The 21711-nt window shown below is 67.5% G+C and carries 22 protein-coding genes; 18 read left to right on the top strand and 4 right to left on the bottom strand.

Features of this window, described 5'->3' with window-relative positions; translation table 11 throughout:
• Window positions 1-55: 55 nt before the first annotated feature.
• Window positions 56-2098 (bottom strand): DUF6541 family protein, encoded by a 2043-nt coding sequence (locus P8S73_RS03040; protein ID WP_019309405.1) that lies wholly within the window; start codon window positions 2096-2098, stop codon window positions 56-58.
• 176 nt (window positions 2099-2274) lie between these two features.
• Between P8S73_RS03040 and P8S73_RS03035 the strand changes: the two genes are divergently transcribed.
• The 7 genes from P8S73_RS03035 to P8S73_RS03005 all read left to right on the top strand — a co-directional run bounded on the left by P8S73_RS03035 (window position 2275) and on the right by P8S73_RS03005 (window position 9729).
• The gene (locus tag P8S73_RS03035) at window positions 2275-2919 is read left to right on the top strand and encodes a glycosyltransferase family 2 protein (protein WP_035885049.1); all 645 of its coding nucleotides are present in this window, start codon (window positions 2275-2277) and stop codon (window positions 2917-2919) included.
• A gap of 12 nt (window positions 2920-2931) precedes the next feature.
• Window positions 2932-3438: a DUF2304 domain-containing protein gene (locus P8S73_RS03030; RefSeq protein WP_019309403.1), complete on the top strand. Its 507-nt coding sequence runs from the start codon at window positions 2932-2934 to the stop codon at window positions 3436-3438.
• 210 nt (window positions 3439-3648) lie between these two features.
• On the top strand, window positions 3649-5079 hold the full coding sequence (locus P8S73_RS03025) for a CpaF family protein (protein WP_019309402.1): 1431 nt from the start codon (window positions 3649-3651) through the stop codon (window positions 5077-5079).
• Window positions 5076-5933 carry a type II secretion system F family protein gene (locus P8S73_RS03020; RefSeq protein ID WP_019309401.1) on the top strand — a complete coding sequence of 286 codons (858 nt, stop codon included), beginning with the start codon at window positions 5076-5078 and terminating at the stop codon, window positions 5931-5933. Before P8S73_RS03025 ends, P8S73_RS03020 begins: the two co-directional genes overlap by 4 nt.
• Before the next feature lie 8 nt (window positions 5934-5941).
• Window positions 5942-6907, top strand: a complete 966-nt coding sequence (locus tag P8S73_RS03015) for a type II secretion system F family protein (protein WP_396350502.1) — start codon at window positions 5942-5944, stop codon at window positions 6905-6907.
• Between the two features lie 156 nt (window positions 6908-7063).
• The gene (locus P8S73_RS03010) at window positions 7064-8209 is read left to right on the top strand and encodes a phage major capsid protein (protein ID WP_396350501.1); all 1146 of its coding nucleotides are present in this window, start codon (window positions 7064-7066) and stop codon (window positions 8207-8209) included.
• 194 nt (window positions 8210-8403) lie between these two features.
• Window positions 8404-9729 (top strand): ISL3 family transposase, encoded by a 1326-nt coding sequence (locus tag P8S73_RS03005; RefSeq protein ID WP_396350500.1) that lies wholly within the window; start codon window positions 8404-8406, stop codon window positions 9727-9729.
• A gap of 106 nt (window positions 9730-9835) precedes the next feature.
• Here P8S73_RS03005 and P8S73_RS03000 read toward each other — a convergent pair whose 3' ends face one another.
• Window positions 9836-10576, bottom strand: a complete 741-nt coding sequence (locus tag P8S73_RS03000) for a hypothetical protein (protein WP_396350499.1) — start codon at window positions 10574-10576, stop codon at window positions 9836-9838.
• A 430-nt stretch (window positions 10577-11006) separates the two neighbouring features.
• On the opposite strand from P8S73_RS03000, the gene P8S73_RS02995 reads away from it, so the two are divergent.
• The 6 genes from P8S73_RS02995 to P8S73_RS02970 all read left to right on the top strand — a co-directional run bounded on the left by P8S73_RS02995 (window position 11007) and on the right by P8S73_RS02970 (window position 17584).
• Entirely contained in the window at window positions 11007-11282 is a 276-nt protein-coding gene (locus P8S73_RS02995) for a hypothetical protein (protein ID WP_396350498.1), read from the top strand.
• Window positions 11283-11535: 253 nt separating this feature from the next.
• Window positions 11536-12923 (top strand): IS3 family transposase gene (locus P8S73_RS02990; RefSeq protein ID WP_370518181.1). Its coding sequence is split into 2 segments (ribosomal slippage): window positions 11536-11884 and window positions 11884-12923, totalling 1389 coding nucleotides; the frame shifts between segments, so codons are not numbered across the junction.
• A gap of 28 nt (window positions 12924-12951) precedes the next feature.
• A complete protein-coding gene (locus P8S73_RS02985) occupies window positions 12952-14889 on the top strand; it encodes a bifunctional DNA primase/polymerase (RefSeq protein ID WP_396350558.1) in 1938 nt (645 codons plus the stop codon).
• 522 nt (window positions 14890-15411) lie between these two features.
• Window positions 15412-15930, top strand: a complete 519-nt coding sequence (locus P8S73_RS02980) for a hypothetical protein (protein WP_396350497.1) — start codon at window positions 15412-15414, stop codon at window positions 15928-15930.
• Window positions 15931-16623: 693 nt separating this feature from the next.
• Window positions 16624-16995 (top strand): hypothetical protein, encoded by a 372-nt coding sequence (locus tag P8S73_RS02975; RefSeq protein ID WP_396350496.1) that lies wholly within the window; start codon window positions 16624-16626, stop codon window positions 16993-16995.
• A 256-nt stretch (window positions 16996-17251) separates the two neighbouring features.
• Window positions 17252-17584: a hypothetical protein gene (locus tag P8S73_RS02970; protein WP_396350495.1), complete on the top strand. Its 333-nt coding sequence runs from the start codon at window positions 17252-17254 to the stop codon at window positions 17582-17584.
• Window positions 17585-17590: 6 nt separating this feature from the next.
• On the opposite strand, the gene P8S73_RS02965 is transcribed toward P8S73_RS02970, so the two are convergent.
• Window positions 17591-17806: a hypothetical protein gene (locus tag P8S73_RS02965; protein WP_396350494.1), complete on the bottom strand. Its 216-nt coding sequence runs from the start codon at window positions 17804-17806 to the stop codon at window positions 17591-17593.
• A 91-nt stretch (window positions 17807-17897) separates the two neighbouring features.
• Here P8S73_RS02965 and P8S73_RS02960 point away from each other — a divergent pair, with 91 nt between their 5' ends.
• From P8S73_RS02960 to P8S73_RS02940, 5 genes are all read left to right on the top strand, one after another.
• On the top strand, window positions 17898-19547 hold the full coding sequence (locus tag P8S73_RS02960; protein ID WP_396350493.1) for a recombinase family protein: 1650 nt from the start codon (window positions 17898-17900) through the stop codon (window positions 19545-19547).
• A gap of 101 nt (window positions 19548-19648) precedes the next feature.
• Complete coding sequence (locus P8S73_RS02955; RefSeq protein ID WP_019309399.1) at window positions 19649-19873, top strand: hypothetical protein; 225 nt, start codon at window positions 19649-19651, stop codon at window positions 19871-19873.
• Window positions 19845-20255 (top strand): TadE/TadG family type IV pilus assembly protein, encoded by a 411-nt coding sequence (locus P8S73_RS02950; protein WP_192807214.1) that lies wholly within the window; start codon window positions 19845-19847, stop codon window positions 20253-20255. The genes P8S73_RS02955 and P8S73_RS02950 overlap by 29 nt, the downstream gene beginning before the upstream one ends.
• Complete coding sequence (locus P8S73_RS02945) at window positions 20233-20691, top strand: hypothetical protein (protein ID WP_237573756.1); 459 nt, start codon at window positions 20233-20235, stop codon at window positions 20689-20691. The genes P8S73_RS02950 and P8S73_RS02945 overlap by 23 nt, the downstream gene beginning before the upstream one ends.
• A gap of 110 nt (window positions 20692-20801) precedes the next feature.
• Window positions 20802-21278, top strand: coding sequence for a pilus assembly protein TadG-related protein (locus tag P8S73_RS02940; RefSeq protein ID WP_029603136.1), 477 nt, complete (start codon window positions 20802-20804; stop codon window positions 21276-21278).
• A gap of 236 nt (window positions 21279-21514) precedes the next feature.
• Here the strand turns inward: P8S73_RS02940 and P8S73_RS02935 are convergent, their stop codons facing one another.
• Window positions 21515-21682, bottom strand: coding sequence for a hypothetical protein (locus tag P8S73_RS02935; RefSeq protein WP_019309395.1), 168 nt, complete (start codon window positions 21680-21682; stop codon window positions 21515-21517).
• Window positions 21683-21711: the final 29 nt, after the last annotated feature.

The following is a 21711-nucleotide window of genomic DNA, read 5'->3' as shown; positions in this document are numbered from 1 at the left end:
AACGACGGCGCCGCGAGAGTCCTGCTCTCGCGGCGCCGTCGTTCTGGCGCGGGGGTCACCCGCACCCGGTGATCTTGTAGAGCTTGGCCTCAGGGCCGGTTTGTGCCACGAGTTCGAAGCCGTTCTGCGGGGTGAGCTGGTCGTAACCGGTGGTGTCGAATTCTGCGAAGAGGTTCACCCGCCGAGTGCCGAAGTCCAAGACATACTGGACATTGTGCTCCCTCAGAGCAGGGCAGACCGCGGGGTCCGTGGTCAACTCGTCCAGGTGGTGGATGATCACCGACACGCCCGGGTCCGCCACCAGCCCGTTGTGGGGGATGAGCACCTCGGTGCCCGAGACCGCGTAGGCCTGGGACGTTCCGGTGAGCGGGTTGCCGTAGACCACCGCATCGGAGGGCACGTACTCGGGCAGTTCCTCGAGTAGGGCGAGTTCTTCCGGGGACACCAGGGCGTACGGGTAGTCGCCGGCTCCCGCATACAGGTTTTTGCCGTAATTCACCACATCCGTCATGGCCTGGGCCTGCAGCAGCTGCCATCCGAGAAGGACGGCCAGCGCGCCGCCGATCACCGCGGTGCCGCGAGAACGCATCAGGGACAAGAGTCGCGTAGCCGCAGCGCGCACTCCTTGGGTCGCCCGCGGGCTGCGGGCAGCCCGGGCCGCCGTGCGCCGGGCCCGAGACACCACCCAGTGCACCAGGGCTACGGCCCCGGCGCTAGCCATGGGAACGGCCACCACGGGGATCAGGGCCAGGATGCGGTGCACGTCGTTGTACCAGATGCCGCCCCAGTCGTAGCGCAGTTCCGCATTCCTGGAAGAGGCCACGAGCACGTAGAGCCACACCAGGAATGCCCAGGCCCCCACAACCCACCGGGAGCGGTGGCGCAACAGGGTGCCCGCGCCCAGGAGCACCACGATGACGAGGGCCCAGGGAAGGTGCGGGGCATTGGGGTGCACGGTCGCCAGGGCCTCGCCAAGGGCCTGGGCCTCCGTGACATGGGGCTTCCACGAGGAAGCCGTCTGGCTGGCCCGAGCCGCGAACCAAATTTGCTGCAGGATGGGCAGCCAGGCCACCAGGCCCACTCCGGTGAGGACCTTGAACCACCACGGTCTGGTGTGGCGCACCATGCGCCACCACGCCGTGAGGAGCATGATCCACAGCAGGGCCAGACCCACCACCACCGAGGATGGGTGAGCAAGTCCCATGGCCCCGGTGACGGCCAGGATCGTGACCCAGAGGGCGGCCTTGGACCGGAGATATGGCTCCCGAGAGAGGCCCAGCGCGTCCGTGAGCAGGCCCAGCCATACAGGGAGGAAGGCGATGGACATGGCGTTGGGGAACAAGTTGCCGTAGAAGCTCAGCAGGTAGGGGAATGCAGGAAAACTCGAGGCCATCAAGCCCGCGGCCACGGACACCGTGGGTCGGGAACCGAGCAATCGGGTGGTGAAGTAGAGGCAGCCCAGAACCCAAACTACGCCGCTAATCATCATGGTCATGGCGTTCCCCGTGAGGACCACCGGAAGGCCAGTCACCTGTGTCACGAACGCTGCGGTGTCGTGCCACGCCGCCGGGTAGAAGGTCGGTTCTACCACTCCCAGTCCGCCCAGCGTGAGTGAGGAGGCCTGTCCGGTCTCCTGGATGTAGCGCACAGCGTTGTAGTGGAAGTTCGCGTCGTACGTCTGCGAGTAGGCGTCTGGAGTTTGCATGATGAGGTGCAGGCGCTGCACCACGATGCCGATGCCGAGTGCCGCCGCGCACCACAGCCCCACGAGGGATGTGGTGATGCGCTCCCGCCAGGGGGTGGCGCCCACCCACGGTCCGGCCATGAGGCGGCGTCGAGCGGGGAGCAGTGCCAGCCACAGCACGAGCGCCACCACGACGAACGCGAGGGCGACCGTGAGAGGGTTCCACGGCACCCCCGCGAGCCCGAAGATCACGGCTGAGGCGCTGAACCCCGCGACGGACAGCGGGATCACCGCCGCGCTGCGGGCGAGCCCGCGCAGACCGAGGGCCACGCTGAGCAGCGCGCCCGGAAGGACCATCAGGATCCCCACCAGCGCGTACGAGGGAAGTGCTTCTAGCCAGCTCACGGGATCCATGACTCCAGACAGCGGGGGGCGGGTACGTGGGAAGTTTAGTGGACGGGGTGCGAGCACCCGGACGGGGTCCGCGGTGGAACTCGCAGAATTCTGCAAGGGCTCCGGCCATCCGAGGGGGAGTGGTTGCCGCCGCACGCTGTGGAACAATGGTCCCCGTGAGTCGAGCGTGGATAGTGATGCCCGTGTACAACGAGGCCGAGGTGGTGGGTGAGGTCCTGGAGAATCTCCGGAGGACCTTCCCGCACGTGGTGTGCGTTGACGACGGCTCCACGGACGACTCCGCACAGATCTGCCGGGACGCCGGAGCCGTGGTGGTCCAGCACCCCATCAACCTGGGGCAGGGTGCCGCGCTGCAGACGGGCTTCGAGTACGCGCTGCAGGACCCGGAGATGGACTGCGTGGTCACGTTCGACTCGGACGGCCAGCACCGCGTGGTGGATGCGTACGACATGGTTCAGCGCATCCGCACCGGCGAGGCCGAGGTGGTCCTGGGCTCGCGCTTCCTGGACGACCGCACCCAGGTGTCCAAACTCAAGCGCCTGGTGCTGCGCACGGCCGCTTTCGTGTCAAAGTTCACGAGCGGCATGGACCTCTCCGACGCCCACAACGGGCTGCGTGCGATCGACCGCTCCACCGTCGCCAAGCTGCACCTGCAGCAGAACCGCATGGCGCACGCCTCGGAGATCGTCAACCGGTTCGCGGAGCTCAAGCCCCGGTGGGTGGAGCACCCCGTGGAGATCATCTACACCGACTACTCACGCGGCAAGGGCCAGTCCCTGCTCAACGGCGTGAACATCCTGGCCGAACTGTTCGTGAAGTAGCGAGACGCACCGATGACCATTCTGATTCAGATCGCCCTGATCCTGGCCGTGGCCTACGGCGCACTCACGCTCGTGCGCGGAGGTGCCAACGCCAAGCACCAGGCCATCCGCCGTCTGGCGGCGGTCGCCTTCTTCTTCTTCGCCGCCATATCGATCCTGGTCCCGGACCTGGTGTCTCAGGCAGCCCGGTTCCTCGGCATCGGCCGCGGCACGGACCTGGTGCTCTATGGGCTCGTGGTGCTCTTCATGATCACCCAGTACACCTCCGCCCAGCGCCGCCGGGTGGACGAGGTCAACATCACGCGCCTGGCGCGGCACATCGCCATCTCGGAGGCGGAGCGCCCCTGGGCGCCCGACGCCGCCCACGTGGACCGCGCCTCGGTGCTCACCTTCGCCGCGGCGTCCCCCACGTCCCGCCCGGCGGAGGAGCCGCACACAGGCCCGGCAGGCCCGGGTGCGGGCTCCGCCCAGCCGGACGCCGGTCACGACGCCGCCCGGGGTGGTTCCACGGCGGTCTGACCTCGCGCTCGTCACCGTGACGCGTGTCACGATTCATGTGGATGCATTCTGCGACCGAGCATGACGTGCCGAGGGCGTTCCATTCGTGCAGGTCAGCGCGGTTATCCACAGAACGCGTCGGCGACCGTGTCCGCCGCGCCTGATTTGCCCTAGCGTTCCCTCCAGAGATGACCAGCCAGTAACGGGTTCGGGGGAACCCCAGGGGGAGCCATGGCCACGGGTGTCACCGAGGACGCGATCGGACTGATCGAGGCGGACGTGCGCGAGCAGATCCGCCGCAGCGGACTGGACCCGCTGCACGAGGTGGAGCCCACCCGCCGGATCGTGGCCTCGGTGGTCTCCGACTACGACGTCCGCTCCGCCCGTGCCGGGCTGCCCCGGATCCAGGACCTGGACGCCACCCGCAAGACCGTGCTGGACCTCGTGGCGGGCTACGGGCCGCTGCAGCCGTACCTGGACGACCCCGAGGTCGAGGAGATCTGGATCAACGGCCCCACCGAGATCTACGTGGCCCGCGGCGGCGAGTCCGAGCTCACGAGTCTGGCATTGAGCGAGTCCCACGTCCGCACGCTCGTGGAGCGGATGCTGAAGTCCTCCGGGCGCCGCCTGGACCTGAGTTCCCCCTTCGTGGACGCCTCCCTGCCGGACGGCTCCCGGCTGCACGTGGTCATCCCGGACGTGACCCGCGCCCACTGGGCCGTGAACATCCGCAAGTTCGTGGCGCGTGCGCGCAGGCTGCAGGACCTGGTCGCGCTGGGCTCGCTCACCACGCAGGCGGCCGACTTCCTGCACGCCGCGGTGGACTCGGGACTCAACATCCTCGTCTCCGGTGCCACGCAGGCCGGGAAGACCACCATGCTCAATTGCCTGTGCGCGGCCATCGGCCCGCGGGAGCGGGTGGTCACGGTCGAGGAGGTCTTCGAGCTCAAGGTGGCGTTGCGCGACGTCGTGGCCATGCAGTGCCGCCAGGCGAACCTCGAGGGTACGGGCGAGATCCCGCTGCGCCGGCTCGTGAAGGAGGCGCTGCGCATGCGCCCGGACCGGCTCGTGGTGGGGGAGGTGCGGGAGGCCGAGAGCCTGGACATGCTCATCGCCCTGAACGCGGGCCTGCCGGGGATGTGCTCGCTACACGCCAACTCCGCACGGGACGCCGTCACCAAGATCTGCACCCTGCCCTTGCTCGCCGGGGACAACATCAGCAGCGCCTTCGTGCTCCCCACCGTGGCGTCGTGCTTCGACCTGGTGGTCCACTGTCAGCGAGACGCCACGGGCCACCGGCGTGTGGCGGAGATCCTGGCGGTGGGCAACAGGGTGGAGAACGGCGTCATCGAGACCTATCCGGTCTTCCGGCTCGAGGACGGGGTCCTGCGCGCGGTCGCCTCCGAGGTCCCGTCCTCGGAGAAGTTCGTGCGCGCGGGGTACGCGCCCGCCGCACTCATCCGCGACGACGCACCGCCGCCCTCCCCGGGGATGGTCGAGGACGGGCCGGAAGCGTCTGCCACTGCGGTGGAACCTTCTGCGCCCCGTGGAACGGGTCGCGTGGCCGACCGCGGGGCGCAGAGCCGCACCGGGTCCGGCAGAACGCGTGCGGGACATCGCGGGAGCACCCGCGGCGGGCAGTCGCGGAGGAAATCCTCGTGAGCGCCCTGGTGGGTGCCCTGCTGGGCGCGGGGGTGTTCCTCGTGTGGTGGTCGTGCTGGACACGGCCCACGGGGACGAGAACGAGGCACGCCGGAGCCGGAAAATTTCGCACGGTCCTGCTGCAGGCAGGGCTGCCGGGGGTGGCGCCGGCCACCTTCGCGGCTCTCAGCCTGGCGCTGGCCGGTGTCGCGGGGCTGCTCACCTTCGCCGTGACCTCCGCGGTGGTGTTCGGGCTGTGCGTCTTCGTCGTCGCACTCGGCGTCCCGCTCTGGCTCGTACGACGCCGCGCGCGACGCCGCACGGCCGTCCTGCGGGAGGTGTGGCCGGACGTCGTGGACCACCTGAGGTCTGCCATCCGCGCGGGCATGGGCCTGCCCGAGGCCCTCATGCAGCTGCAGTACCGCGGGCCCGAACCGTTGCGGCCCGCCTTCGCGCAGTTTGCGGCGGACTACCGGGCCAGCGGCCAGCTGCACGGCTCCCTGACCCTGCTCAAGCAGCGCCTGGCGGATCCCGTAGCGGACAACATCGTGGAGGCGCTGCGCGTCACGCGCGAGGTGGGTGGCACGGACCTGGGCAAGCTGCTCGGCACGCTGTCGGAGTTCCTGCGGGAGAACGAACGAACGCGCAGCGAGCTCGAGGCACGCCAGTCCTGGACCGTCAACGCCGCGCGGCTCTCGGTGGCGGCCCCGTGGCTCATCCTGGCTCTCATGGCCACGCAGCCCGCCGCCGTGCAGGCCTACAACACGGCCGCCGGTGCCGTGGTGCTGCTGGGAGGACTGGTCGTGTCCGTGGTGGCCTATCAGCTCATGCTGCGCCTCGGCGCGCTCCCCGAGGAACAGCGGGTGCTGCGATGAACATCCCCGTGACCTCAGGAATCCTGGGACTTGTCCTGGCGTGGGGCCTCTGGCTCGTGTGGGTGGCCGTGAAGGCCGCAGGAGCGCCGAGCTTCGCGGACCGGATCGCGCCGCAGCTCCGGGCCGTGGAGCTCGGCGGCGGGATCCACGCCACTGCGTGGGGCGCGCCCCGCAGGCAGGGAAGAGCGCTCACCGGCACCGCGGGCAGCCACGTGATGGCCTGGATCCTGGAACGCGCGGCCCCGCTGTTCTCCGACGCGGAGATCCTGGCGCGGCGACTGGTGCGGGACGGGTCGCGCAAGGACCTCATGGACTATCGCGCCGAGCAGGTGCTGTGCGGCGTCGTCGGAGCTGTGGCGGGAGTCGCCTCCGGACTCGCGCTGGCCGTACGGGCCGACGTCCACCCGGCCGTGGTGCCGATTGCCGCTGTCCTGGGAGGCGGGTCGGGGATCTGGGCGCGCAACCAGTGGCTGACGCGCAGCATCCACCGGCGGGAGAAGCTGATGCTCGCCGAGTTCCCAGCGGTGGCCGAGCTCATGGCACTCGCCGTGGGTGCGGGAGAGAGCGCGGTGGGAGCGCTCGAGCGCGTGTGCCGTGTGGCCGAGGGGGAACTGGCCGGGGAGTTCCGCGCAGTTCTCGCCCAGACCCGGGCGGGTGCCGGGCTGAGCACAGCGCTGCAGGACTTCTCCGCCCGCACCGATGTGGTGGCCCTCGGCCGGTTCGTGGACGGCATCGTCGTGGCCATCGAACGCGGGACGCCGCTGGCGGACGTGCTGCGTGCCCAGGCCCAGGACGTCCGTGACCACGACAAGCGCGTGCTCATGGAGGTCGCGGGCAAGAAGGAGATCGCCATGCTCACACCAGTTCCGGTGTTTTCGGCTCGGCAAGGTCAATCTCCGGGCCGCCTGACGCAAAATTGTGGGGGATATGCTCGGCCTGTTTTCCTTGGGAATGCGGTCACAATGGCCGCCTAGGCGCTCCCGGTAACCGAGGAGCCGCTGACCGGGTAAGTGGCAGACAGGTTTTTGAACCTGGGATCACGAGGCCCGACGATGCGGCCAAGGGAGACACGATTCACGCGCCTTGACACATACCGACGCGAAAGCGTCTTTGAGGTCAAGGAGACCCTAATGAATACTCTCGCTGAGAAGCGCGATGCCCTTATCGATGACATCAAGTCCATGGCGAAGGGCGCGAAGGCCGCATGCCGCGAACTTTCCGACGACGAGATGCGACTGATCGAGGCGAAGGACGCCGAGATCGAATCGCTGAACGAGCGGATCAAGGGTGCCGAGATGGGGGATTCCCTGGAATCCCTGCGCTACGCAAAGAGCGGTGACGGCCAGGGCCGCCGACGCCACTGGAACGCGAAGGCCGCACCCGTTGTGGCCCGCAAGATGACCGAGACGGTCCAGAAGAAGTCCTTCGGGCTGACCGAGGTCCCGCAGTCGGTGGACCTGTTCAACGGTGAGCCGCAGATGGCGGAGTCCGGCGAGGTCGGGTCCCTGCACCAGCTGTTGCCCATCAAGCAGGTCGAGTCCCCGAACTTCGAGTGGGTCGTGGAGAACGCGGGCTACCAGAACAAGGCGGCTGTCTGGACCCCGGGCACTGCGAAGCCGGAGTCCACCACGACCTTCTCCCGCAAGTCCGGGAAGATGGCGGTCGTGGCGCTGATGTCCTCCCCCTACGGGCAGTACGACGCGCTGGACTCGGTGGAGCTGGTCTCGGCTCTGCACACTCGTCTGCTGGATGACCTGACGGTTGCCACTGAGGCGCTGATCATGGACGGGCATGCAGATTCCGGGTTCACGGGGATCCGCAACACCTCCGGCGTGCAGGTGCAGCAGTTCGTGACGGATGAACTGCTGACGATGCGCCGGGGGATTACCCAGCTGGAACGGATGCGGATCATCCCGACTTCGTTCGTGCTGTCCCACGACGCCTGGGAGCGGATCGAGACCAGCCGCACCACGGACGGGGAGTTCCTGTTCCAGGAGGGCCCGGTGGACCGCGTCAACAAGCGGATCTGGGGTGTCCCGGTGGTGGTGACGGACCAGGTCGGCAAGGACGAGGCGTTCCTGCTGTCTCAGGACGCGGTGAGCCTGCTGTACGTGACGGACCAGGGCGTGATGGTGGAGGCCACCAACACGAACATGGACCACTTCTCGAAGAACCTGCTTCAGACCCGCATGGAGACCCGTCTCGGGGTCGCGGTGACTCGTCCGGCGGGTGTGGTGCGGATGTCGCTGGCGGAGGGTTCCCCGGTCACGGTGTGACCTTCTGAGCCACGTCAGGGACCCCTGGTGCTTACGGGCGCTGGGGGTCCCGTCGTACCCACCATTGTGCGGGGGTTAGCGGCTCTTCAGAGTTGAGTGTGGGCGCGCCGGTGATGCGGGGTAGCTGGGGATAGACGTCGAGGTCCCCGATGATGAGCGGACTCTTACCTCTGCTCGCACCAAGGACCTCGACGATGCCCAACCATAGTTGCGTATGCCCTGACGCGCTTGATCGCTGCGTCCGATGCGACGTTCTCCTGGACTTCCCTGGCCTTCATCTGGTGGCCGTCTCGAAGGCCCGAGCCGGACTGTTGCTTGAGGTTGAGTCCTGCGATCCAGTGACCGGATGCCCTGGCTGCGGTGTCATCGCCACTGGTCACGGCCGAGTGGTGGTCGAGATGATCGACGCGCCATGGGCTGGCCGACCGGTGCGGATTCGGTGGCGCAAGCGCCGCTGGATCTGCCTCGAGAGCGTTTGCGCGGTGACGACCTTCGTCGAGCAGGACCCGGAGGTCTGTGCACCGCGTGGCCTGCTGAGCACGCGCGCGATCCGCTGGGCGATCGGCCAACTCCGGCGCGAGGGAGCGACGATCCAGGGCCTGGCCCGCCAGCTCGGCACGACCTGGAACACGCTCTGGTCCCAGGTCCGACCAGTCCTGATCGAGGCCGCGAACGACCCGTCCCGGTTCGAGGGCGTTCAGGTCCTGGGCGTGGACGAACACATCTGGCACCACCGGGACCCGCGCCGGCGCGGACCGAAGGAGCTCACCGGGATGGTCGATCTGACTCGCGGCACCCACCCCACCGCCAGACTCCTCGACCTCGTCCCCGGCCGATCCGGCAAGGCCTACCGAGACTGGCTCGACGAGCGCGGCGACGAGTTCCGCAAGCGGGTCGCGATCGCGACGCTGGACCCGTTCCAGGGCTACAAGAACGCGATCGATGACCAACTCGAGGACGCCACCTGCGTGCTGGATGCGTTCCACATCGTGAAGCTCGCCGGGGCTGCAGTCGATGACGTCCGCCGCCGGATCCAGCAGGAGACCCTCGGCCACCGAGGCCGCAAGGGCGACCCCCTCTACGGGATCCGTCATGTTCTCCGCGCCGGACGGGAACGCCTCACGCCGCGCCAGCAGACACGTCTGGCCAGCGCATTCGCGGCCCACCCCGATCACGTCGCAGTCGAGGTCGCCTACCAGTGCGCCCAGGACCTCCGAGACGTATTCCACCAGCCCACGCCCGCCCAGGGACGCCGCCTCGCCGAGCAGCTGATCGCTGCGCTGCCGTCCTGCCCGATCCCAGAGATCGCCAGGCTCGGGAAGACCCTACGCCGCTGGCGGACAGCGTTCCTTGCCTACTTCGACACCGCTGGCGCGAGCAACGGCGGCACAGAGGCCATCAACGGGATCATCGAACTCGGCCGCCGCATCGCCCGCGGCTTCCGGAACTTCGAACACTATCGCCTCCGAATGCTCCTCATCACCGGAGGCCTCGACGCCTCACCCCACACTCAACTCTGAAGAGCCGGGTTAGCCGACATGTTTTGATTTTTGGGTCGGCGTCTCACTGCGCTGTACTTTCGGAGAACGGACCCCCAGCTACCCTCCTCGGGCTGGGGGTCCGCTATTATGTGCGGTCAGACTCCGAGTGAATCCGCGCTCGTGACTGGGCAACAGTTACCAACGCAGTAGCGGTGCGTGCATAAGCCATTGCCACCGACGGTTCAACTAAAATTTTGTGCGGGCTTCTATTTACCAATTTGAATGCCGTAACTAGGTCGTCTGCGGCAGACAACTCACTTTCACTCAATAGCCCAGAGTTCCCAGCCTCCAAAATGGGCCTGTAGCTCAAACCCCGGGGCGATTCCGGATCCCGAGGCCACCAGCGGGTGTCATCAGGGTGTAGGGTATTTAGAGCCGACGACAGTCCTTCCGACAGGTGCATTGCGCTTTCGCGAACCGCTGTCTGCGGGTCCGCTTCAATTAGGTTCTTGATATAATCTGGGATGCTTGAAGTCTTGAATTTCAAGTTTTCTGTGCGGGGGCGTGGTAGTGGCGTGATTTCTACTGGGCCGCGGCGAGTGCTGTTTTTAGAAGGTTTGGTGGAATTGACATCCTTCCTCTCTGGGGCGCCCGCCCCAGGCGAGGAAGCAGGGGGATTCTGCTCGATCTTTCGAGTGGCACTGCTTACTCTCTTATTGAAAAGCATCGACATTTCGATGCCCGCAACCGTGGCCGTCATCCCATCGATGTTTAGGTCAGCAAGTAGTTTCTTGACTGGCCCCTTGAAGGTAAAAGCAAGGATTAGAACGAGGCCGGGCCACGCCATGCGTGCCACGAAGTCGAGGATCATCTGCGCCACATCCATGGGCTGATCCTACGCGGGTGCGCCGCGATGGGCCGTAAGTGCCACACTTGCGTGGACGAACTCAGGCGTGTTTTCCTGGGAGTACAGCGGGTGATACACTCACCCACCTACAACCGCAGTACCACCGCGTGACACGGCCTCCGGGCCGGAGAGCAACCCTGGGTGATTGGTCCATGGAAGTTGCCGGTGCAGATCACGAACCACCGCTCAGCTCGTACAGCTGACGGGCCTCGCGCTTCGGCGTGAGGGAGGACCTCTTCAGAAATGGAGGGGTCACTTAGTACGTCCCCTCCTCAATCTCAGGAGTGGACGTGAATCAATCCATCACAGTCAACAGAGACGGACGCTACGAGCGCCTGCTGTCTCTGATCTTCGACGGTCAGCCCACCACCAGCGCCGAGCACGAGTCTCGGGGTGGTCAGCGATGACCATGAGCGACGAGACCCGCCGCAAAATCTCCCGGAGTGTCAAGGCCCGCTACGCCAACGACCCGGAGTACGCCGCCTCCGTTGCCGCCACCGCGAGCCAACGGGGTAAGACCACCCAGGCCCGGACATCTCCCACCGAGTGGAAGCAACTCCACCAGGAGAACGCCGAGCTGATCGCCTCCGTGCGTGCGCTCACCGAGGAAACTAAGGCCCTGAAGTCCGAGGTCGAGGACCTGCGGAACTACATCATGTGGGACAGCACTGGCGGTGGCCGCTGATGCCAAAACTCCCCTCCGAATGTGCAGCGCGAGCCACCCAGGCGGAACCCACCGCCGCCCAGCTGCGTGCCAACGCCCAGGCCCTTGCCGCCGACGGCTACGCGGTGTTCCCGCTGGTCCCCTGCGTGTCAGGGTGAGTTGAGTCCAGTGGTTCACAGCAAGTCCGCCTGACGCAGGGCGAGATTCAGGATCGATCACCATGAGTAGTTCCACGTTCGCCCCGCCGTTGTCCGCGATCGCCGATGATGGACAGATGAGTGACGCTCACCCTCGTGCTGGTGGCCCGGCTCGGCGCCGGAGCTTCACCCCGGAGCAGAAGCTGGCGCATCTGGCCGCCTACGAACAGGCCTGCCAGGAGCAGCAGGGTGGGGCCTACCTTCGCCGGGAGGGCCTGTACTCCTCGCTGATCAGCGAATGGCGCCGGATGCGCGATGCTGGCGTGCTCGAAGGCAAGGCGGCCGATGAAGCCGTTGGCCGGCCGAGTGCGGAGCAGGCCGAAATCGCCCGGTTGCGCCGCCAGCTGGCCGCCTCCCAGCAGAAGCTGGCCACCACCGAGACCGCCCTGGACATCATGGGAAAAGCACACGCGCTCTTGGAGCAGATTTCCGAGAGCGCGGACACCGAGCAGCCGCGCAAGAAGCGCTGATGGGCGCCTACACCGAGCTCACCGCCGCAGGCGTGACCACCCGGGACGCAGCGGGACTGACCGGGGTGTCGCGGGCCACCGCCACCCGCCGGCGGGCCCGGACAGCACCGGGACCTCGGACCGCGGTGGAGCCGGCCAACCGGCTCAGTCGCGTTGAGCGGGAACGGGTGCTGGAGGTGCTCAACAGTGACGAATTCGTCGACCAGCCCCCGGCCCAGGTCTACGCCACGCTGCTGGAGCGCGGGGTGTACCTGTGCTCGATCGCCACCATGTACCGCATCCTCGCAGCCGCCGCGCAGGTGAAGGAACGCCGGCGCCAGGCCCGTCACCCGGCCCGAGCGATCCCTGAGCTGATGGCCGACGGATCCGGTCAGGTCTACACCTGGGACATCACCAAGTTGCCCGGCCCGGCCAAGGGCGTCTACTACGACGCCTACGTGATGCTCGACGTCTACTCCCGCTACATCGTCGGCGCCCACGTCCACGCCCGAGAGTCCGGGCCTCTGGCCGAGGAGATGATGAAGGAGATCTTCGGGGTTCACGGTGTGCCCACCGTGGTGCACGCCGACCGCGGCACCTCGATGACCTCCAAACCTGTGGCCGCGCTGCTGGCCGACCTCGGCGTCACCCGTTCCCACTCCAGACCCAGCGTGAGCAATGACAACCCGTATTCCGAGGCGTGGTTCAAGACCTTGAAGTACGCCCCGGTCTTCCCGGACCGCTTCGGCTCTCTGGCCGACGCCCGGGCGTTCATGGCCGGTTTCGTCGAGACCTACAACCACGGACACCGTCACACCGGGATCGGGCTGCACACCCCCGCCGACGTCCACTACGGCCACGCCGCGACCGTGAGTCAGCAGCGCTCAGCGGCCCTGGCCGCGGCCCGCGCTACTCACCCCGAGCGCTTCTCCACCACCGCTGACCCGAAAATCCTCGCGCTACCCACCCACGCCTGGATCAACCAACCAACCGCCGCCGAACCGGTAGCCGCCTGACACCCACTGGCCTCAAACACCTTGAAAAATTCCGGTCGAGGGCACCAAGCGTCCCGTCGAGAAGGGCGGATACCGCACCGCCACCCGTGACCCTCAGAAGATCGCCGCGTGGTGGGCCGACAGGCCCTACAACGTGGGCATCAGCGCGGGTGGTTCCGGGATGGTGGTCGTTGACCTGGACGTGAAGCGCTCCAACGGCCTGCAGTCCTGGGCCGACGCGACACGCGGGCTGGACCTGCCCGAACCGGTCATCGTCCACACCCCCTCCGGTGGCGAGCACTGGTACTACCGCGCCGAGGGTGACGCACTACAGCTGAAGAACACCGCCGAGAACCTGCCCGGGGTGGATGTCCGCTCCGAAGGTGGCCACGTCGTCGCCCCCGGCTCCTACACGGTCGCCGCCGGAGATGTGGCCGAGGGCTACTACACCCCGGCAGACGCTGACCCCCTGCCCCCGGTCGAGGACCTTCCTGCGGCCTCCTCCGACCTCGTGCGGGTGCTGACGGCGGGAAGGTCCCGCGAGCGCTCCGAGGTCACGGAGAGTACCTCCGAGGGTCTGCCTCTGTACCCGGAGGGCCAGGTGACCGCACTGCTGCGGGAGTACGACCGTCTTGCGAACACCACGGAGGGTCGCAACAACCAGTTGAACCTCTCTGCGATGGCCCTGGCGCAGATCGTCGCAGGGGAAGACCCGGCGTTCGACGAACAGCAGGCCCGGACCGCGTTGGAAGAGGCGTGCCGTCGTAACGGGTTGATCGATGACGACGGCTACCCGGCGTTCTTGGCCACCCTCAACTCGGGCTGGGCCAAGGGAACCGGCGAGCCACGCTCGCTCGGGAATGCGGAAGAAGCCCAGGAGCATGAGTTCGAACGTGCGGTCCAAGAACGGGTTTGGCAGAAGCGCGTCAACCTCGCCGCCGATCAACGGATCAACCAGGACAACCAGATCGAGACCGGGCAGGTGGTTGACGCAGGGTCCTTCATCTTCGATCAGCCTGAGGTCAAGGGCGGTGTCTGGGGCGTTGACGACAAGGTCCTATGGGCTGAGGGCGAGGCCCTGATGATCGTCGGACCCCCGGGGGTAGGCAAGACCACCCTCACGGGTCAGATCGTGCGGGCACGTATCGGGCTGGGCGACGGCGAAGTCCTTGGGTTCCCGGTCGCGCCCACCAAATCCAAAGTCCTGTACATGGCCATGGACCGCCCTCAGCAGATCGCGCGCTCGCTGGGCCGTCACTTTGTCCCCTCCGAACGCGAGACCGTGGAGCAACGGTTGGTGATCCACCAGGGCCCACCTCCGGCGGATGTTGCCGCCGAACCGCGCACCCTGCTGTGGCTAGCGGAGAAGGCCGGAGCGGACACGGTGATCATTGACTCGCTGAAAGACGCCGCAGTCGGGTTGTCTCAGGACGAGATCGGCGCGTCGTACAACCGTGCACGCCAGTTCCTGCTGGCCCACGGGATTGAGGTGCTGGAACTGCACCACCAGAAGAAGAACGGTAACGGCGACGGCGCGAAGCCCAACGACTTGCCGTCGGTGTACGGGTCAACCTGGCTGACCTCCGGTGCCGGTTCGGTGGTGTTGCTGTGGGGACAGGCCGGGGACCTACAGGTTGATTTCGTGCACTTGAAGCAACCCATGCAGATGGTGGGGCCGTTCAAGGTGCGGCACGACCACATCCATGGCTACTCCTTCGTCGTGACCGGGTCGGGGCCGTTGTCCCTGCTGGCCTCGGCGGGGGAGCGCGGCATGACCGCCAAGGAACTAGCGCTGGCCATGGACAGCGGGGACGACCGTAGCTCGAAGGAGCAGAAGCGACGGGACCTGAATCGCCTGGTGGACGAGGGCAAGGCGGAGGACCTCGGCACTCAGAAGCGTGACGGGGAACGCCAGCCCGTGAAGGTGTATCGGATCACGGACACCGGCCTCATGGCCGCTCGCAAGACGCCGGGGATGGTCCTGTGAGCACGCCACCGGGCGTACGCGAAGTGCACGCGAAGTGCACGCGATATTTCCGGACATGCCGGTGCACGCGAAATGCACGCAAGTGCACGCCGCCGGGCCTAAGCCGCGTCACGACGCGGTCGAGAAGTGCACGTGAAGTGCACGCAAGTGCACGCGACAGGGGGTCTCCCGGAAGTGCACGCGCTCCTCCCCCCCTAAAAGGGGAGGAGCGTGCACTCGGCCCGTGCGGCTGAGGGAACCAGAACCGAAAAAGAAGCAGATCAGGGCCTGGCGGAACCTCGCCTACCGCACCCAGGGGTCTGAAGACGAGCCCCTCTGCTGATGTGCCCCACGGCACATGGCACGGATCGGCACGGGGTTCTCGGTTGTCCTCTGGTTCCCCGCGTAAAAAACAGGCCGAAGACCCCGTGCCTGCCCGTGCCACCCCCGTCACGACGGGGCAGAAGCACCCCACCCACTAACCCGCGCCGGGGCCACCCGGACCGGCGATCACCCGCAACGCCTATAGGAGGCACAAGCATCGTGCGAATCACCGAAAACACCCCCGCCCACCCCAGCCCCAAGGCCGAGCCGCGAGACCACGCGGCACAGCGCGGCGAGGTCCTACGGCAGCTGGGCATCTCCGAGCGCGTCATCACGCAGGGGGGCGCTGATGATTACGCTCCCGCGTTGGTGACCGCGTGGTTCCCTTCGCGCCCTCTGACCCGCTCGCTGGTCCTCTCCCTGCCGGTCCTGCCAGAGACGTGCCCGATCTGGGAGGAGACGACGTACCTGTACCGGATCACGACCGGGCGGCAGTGTTCGTGGCTGGCCTTGGATCTTCGTAGGGACGGGCAGTGTGGGGACTACGTCGACCGGATCACGGCCTACCCCGTGGCCGAGTACCTGGTCTGGTGCCCGCAGGGCCTGTGCGTCGAGGCTTGGCCCGATCACCTGGGGTTCCCCGACGTGCCCACCCTGGTGCTGCAGGACGGTGCCGAGCTGGCCACCCAGGATGTGGCCTTGCAGGTCTCCGGTGTTGCCGTGGCGGTGGGCGCATGACGGCCCACGGAAGCGCCTCCGAGAGCCTCGGGACCCCGCACCCCGCCACCAGTGCCCCCGACGCCCACGAGGTCCAGGGAGACCCCACCGAGCGCCTCCCCGACATGTGCCGCCGGGGACTGCACCGGCTAGAAGGGGAGAACGTGCGGTACAAGGTCAACCCCGGGGGCCACCTCGCCCGGCAGTGCAAGCCGTGCTACGTCGCCGCGCAGAAGCGGTGGCGGATCAAGAACCGCGAGCGTTACAACGCGTCGGTGAGGCGGAAGCGGAACGAACCGGGGCCGGCACGGGACCGCAGACTCGCCGCCGCACGTCAGTGGGCCGCAGAGCATCGGGTGCGTGACGAGCTGACGCGGTGTCGGCGCGGTCACCCGCAAGACGCCGCCACCTGCTACGTCCGGCCTGATGGTCGCCGCGAGTGCCGAGCGTGTCGCCGGGGCTACCAGGCCGCGTACCGGGCACGGAAGCGGGAGGGCTGATGGCGTACCGGTGGCACGGCCAGCCCTGGCCCACCGCGCAGAACCCGCGCACACAGGACACCCCGCCGCCGTCGGGGACCTGCCGAAGCGGCCACGAGATGACCGCCGCGAACTCACGCGCCCAGTCGAACGGCGCGAGCATCACATGGGTGTGCCTGGTGTGCCAACAGGCCCGCACGAGACGACAGAAGACAGCTAAGAAGGAGCGCAAATCATGACCCGAACCACACGACCGAAATCCCTGGTGGCCGCCCTCGACAAGGGTGTCCGCGACGCCGGGGAGGACCTGAGTGAACGTGACGTGCCCACCATCGCGGCCGCACGCGCCTACGCCACCCAAGTAGACGCGGTGCTCGGTGATCCCGATGCCACCCCGGGGGAGCGTGTGAAGGCGCTGCACGTGCTCCCGCACTTCGTGAACGCCTGCCGGATGCTTGGGTTCAATCCCATGGGCCGGGAGGAGATCGCGAAGGTCCGGGCGAACGCCGCCGAGGTCCGGTCCCGCACCGCCCCGCCACCGTCGCCCGTGGCCAAGGGGTCCGCGAAGTTGCGTGCGGTCACGCAGAGCCGAGGCCAGAGCGCCTGAGCCCTCGTGGGGGTATGGGGTCAGCTGTTGGAGAGAGAGACCCAGGGGCCGCCCAGGAATAGTCCGTGAGCTTTTCTCTCAGATTCGTGAACTCCCCTTGGTGTCCGTGGCCGTGGCGTTTGTCGTGGTCACGGGCACCGGTGTGGGGAGGCTCACCCGCCAAAGGTTCTTGCCAGAGGGCAAACCTGAATATTTCCATGGAAACTAACGCGGCGAACGCGCCGCGCACCGACCACCAGGAGCACCCGGAGGAATCATGACGAAGAAGCGCAGCACACAGCCGACCACCGAGGCGAGCACGGTCGCCCACTGTCTGTGCGGGTGCGGGCAGGAGGTCACCCGCCGTTACAAGCCTGGCCATGATGCGCGGCACGCTTCGGCGCTGTTCCGCGAGTGGGAGGCCGCGAGCGCACCACAGCGTGTGATGGTGGCCGAGCGTGCGTCGCAGGTCCTGAGCCCCGCGCTGATGGCTAAGTTCCGCGCCTCCGCCGCGCGTGCCCAGGCCAAGGCCGAAGCCCAGGCCTGGGCAGCGAATCAGAACCGGGGGTCAGGGAACCCAGTCAAGGCAGTTTTGGATATCGGATCTTGATAACCCTCAGATCTGGGGCGACATGTTCCAGTGATGGAACGAAATCTGAGCCGCAGGGGTAAGGATGATTTCGGACTTGTAATCTTCCCCGTTGACCTGCTCAGTGATGGTCAGGAGCGCCGAGCCACCTTTGGTGACGGAGTCCTTCATCTCCCGCATGACCCTCTCCCTGGTCTCTTCATTGATGGAGAAGTTGAGCCCGTTGAACCTCATGTACAGCATTTCGCTCTCCTAATACCTGCCCGTGAGACCGTCCCACAGCGGTATGTGATCAAGGTAACTACCACCTCAGACATGCAGAACGCGAGGAGCAATGTTCAACCCAACCGGAACCCAAAACCAGCGCCATGCTGTCATCTATCGCCGGGTATCTACCACGGGCCAGATAGAGAGCACCAGCCTGGGGGAGCAGCTGGCCCGGTGCCAGACCTACGCCGACGAGAACTGCCTCACCGTGGTGCGGGACTACTGCGACGCGGGGCTGTCCGGCGCTTCCCTGGACCGCCCACAGTGGCGGGAGATGCTCGCCGCCGCTGTTGCCGGTGAGTTCGAGGTCCTGTTGATCCTGCGCCTGGACCGCTTCGGACGCGGCACCGCCTTCGCCGGGGAGATCGAACGGCTGATCGCGCTGGGCGTGGACGTGGTCTCGGTGGACGGTGGGATGGACTACACCACCGACGAGGGTTCCCTGATGCTGGGGATCAGTAGCACCATCTCCGGCTACGAACGTCGCCTGACCTTCCGGCGCACCAACTCGGGCCGTCGTGCCAAGCTCCGCAACGGGGGTTCCTATGCCGGTGGTGATGTGCCGTACGGCTATGAGGTGGCGGGGCAGGGGCGCGAGTCTCGCGTGGTCCCGAGCGTCCGGGAACGTGAGGTGCTGGCCCTGGCCTATGACCGGATCGTGAACCAGGGGGTGAGCACCCCAAAGGTCTGCGAGGAGCTGGACCGGCTGGGGTACCGGCCACGCAAGGCCGCGCGGTGGTCGCCGCAGGTTCTGCGTCGCGCGTTGCGCCACCGGGTGCTGGTCACGGGCGAGAACTGGTGGGGGTTGCCCGCCGAGCAGGACGACACTGCCCGGGCCTCCGGTCGTGACACGAAGGTGACCGCCGATGGCACCCCGGCCTACGGCGAACCGATCAAGGTCACCTACGGGAACCCGATGTTCTCCCGGCAGGAGTGGGAGGCACTACAGGCCGCGCTGGACGGCAAGCAGGCCAAATACAACCCGGCGGGGGAGTACAGCCGCACCGCGCAGTTGCTCACGGGCCGGGTGCGCGCGGTGGACTGCGACCGGACCTACACCGGGGTGGACCTGCGGAAGGCCACCAAGGGGCGGCAATCGCACGTCTACCGGTGCGGGGGTCGTCGTACCTCACTGCCGAAGGAGCAACGGTGCTCCCATTCCCAGCTGGACGGGCCGTTGCTGGACCAGAAGGTCTGGGAGGAGGTCGTGGGGTTCCTGGGGGACCGTGATCGGTTGGAGGCCATGGGCCGGGACTGGTTGGCCGCGCAGGAGGTCGAACCCACCCAGCTGGCGCACTTGGAGCAACAGTTGGCGCGCCTGACTGCCCAGCGCGAGCGCGCGGTGGACCTGCTGTTGGAGTCCCCTCAGCTGACCGAGACCCTCACCGGGCGGGTGGGGAAGCTGGACGAGCAGATCGGGCAGTTGCGCTCGCAGATCGCCGGGGCGCAGGCCACTCAGCAGGAGAGACAACAGCGCCGCGCCCAGGTTAGTGACGTACTGGCGGTGGTGGCCCAGGCTCATGAGCGGCTGGCCGGGATGGGACCGCAGGAGCGGGCCGAGGTGGTGCGCCTGCTGGATGTCCGCGTGACGGTGGAGGGGGTGTACCGGGGCTACCCGGTGGGGCTGGCGGTGACCTTCGAAGCGGATGGCCTTGCCTTCTCCGAAACACCGGAACCGGCGCACTGGTTCCCGTGGTCTTCTTCATCCTGCCGCTGAGCGTCGTGTTCGCGGTGTTCCCCGGACTCGCCGTGCTCAACCTCGGCTTTTGACGTCCCATGCTTCCCACCCCACGAATCCACCCCGAGAAGGAGACGACCATGAAACACCTGATGCGCTGCCACACAGGACTGCTGTGGCTGCTGACCGTTGCCGTTCCCGCGCGACTGGCCCCCACCGAGGACGACCCCGACCGCGGGGACGTCCCCGGCTGGGTCATGCTCACCCTGATGTCCGCGGTCCTCGTGGCCGGGCTGCTGCTGATTGCCCGGCCGGCGCTGGAGGGACTGTTCCAAGATGCCATCAACCGCGTCTCGGGACTCTGAGGTCTCCTGCGATCCGGACGCGGGCAACGCGGTGGCCGAGTACGTCATGGTGCTGGCCCTGGCGGTCGTGCTCTTCGGCATGATCCTGCAGCTCGGCTTCACGCTGCACGTGCGCAACACGCTCATCGACGCTGCGGCCGCCGGCGCCCGGTACGCGAGCCTGGCCGACCGCACGGACGCGGACGGAGCCGAGCGCACCCGGGCGATCATCACGGACGCCGTGGGAGCGGGGTACGCACAGGACATCACGGTGTCCCGCACGGGGGTGGGAGAGCTGCCGGCCATCGAGGTGCACGTTGTTGCACCGCTGCCCGTGGTGGCCACGTTCGGCCCATCCGATGCTCTGGAGGTGAGCGGGCATGCGGTGGACATGGACGCCTGACGGGTCTCCCGACCACGGGCAGCCGGAGGACCCGGATCGGGGCAGCGCGGTGATCGAGTTCATCGGTCTGGGTCTGCTGCTGCTGATCCCGATCATCTACCTCGTCATCACGGTGTCCCGTGTCCAGGCGGGTTCCTTCGCGGTGGTGGCCGCCGCGGAACAGGCCGGACAGGCCATCAGCGTGGCGGAAGCCGAGGACCTCGACCGCGCCGGGGTCCACGACCTCGCGGCCGTGGCCGCCCAGGACCACGGTTTTGCGCCGCAGGACCTCGCGGTCACCGTCTCGTGCTCGGATGGCTCGTGTGCGTCCCCGGGCGCGGTGACCACCGTCCATGCCAGCCTGACCGTCCAGCTGCCCGGCATGCCGGGGTTCCTCACGGCCACGGTCGCCACCCTGACCTCCGACGTCACGGTGGTCTCCGGGAGGTACTCGTGACGCCACGGATTTCCGCGTGCGCCAGAGGTGCTCGCAGCGTGCGTCCCACTCGAGGAAAGACCTCGTTCCGTGCACCGGTCCACGCCGGCTGCGGCTCGGTGGGAAGGATCATGAGTCACGTGGCCGCACGACGGTCCGCGGCGGCAGACGGTGATGCTGATCCGGACGGCGGTCAGACCACCATCGTGCTGATCGGCTTCGCCCTGGTCACCCTGCTGCTCGTGGTCACTGTCCTGGCGATCACGAGCGTCTACGTGGGGCAGAGACAGCTGCAGTCGCTCGCGGACCGGGCCGCCGGCGCCGCCGCGGACACCTTCACCACGGTGGACCGCTCCGGTGATGGGCCTCCCACGGCGATCCTGACGGACGACGCGGTGGCGACCTCCGCCGCGAGCTACCTGGGCACGGTGGGAGCGTTCCAGGACGTCAGCGGATTGTCCGTCGGCACCCCCACTGGTTCACCCGACGGCACGACGGCGCAGGTCACCCTCACGGCGGTGGTTCACCCTCCCGTGGTCAACGTGATCGTCCCGGCCGGGGTGCCCATCAGCGCCACCGGGGACGCCCGCGCCGTGATGCGCCGGTGACCACCGGTGGACCGCCAGAGATCCGCGCGGCCGGGTTCATGGTGGCTCGGCACCGTCCCGGGCAGCGCAACGGGCGAACAATGCCTCCGACCAAACCCGCCGGCAGGGCGCGCCGTCCGAAACTTGACGGGACGGCTGACCACCGGTGCTCGACCGGGCCGGAACAGGCACGAAGAAAGCCGGGGGCGGATCAGTGCATCCACGACGCCGCCCCCGGCCTTCTCACGTGGCGCGGATCAGTGCCCGCGCACCAGCCGCAGGGTACGAAGTGCCCGGTTGGCCCACCGGAACGGGGGGAGGAGCAGCAGGAGGCGGAACGCCTTGCGGGCTCCGACGTGGCGCACGGCGCGCCACAGTTCGGCGCGCAGCACGGGGCCCAGGGTCTTGCGGGACGAGCGGGACATGGTGGATCGGTCCTTTCGGATGGGGGTGG

The organism is Kocuria sp. ChxB, from assembly GCF_044359605.1.
Classification (GTDB): Bacteria; Actinomycetota; Actinomycetes; order Actinomycetales; family Micrococcaceae; genus Kocuria; species Kocuria rhizophila.
Note: the sequence above shows the minus strand (reverse complement) of the source record. Positions and strands in the feature narration are given on the sequence as shown.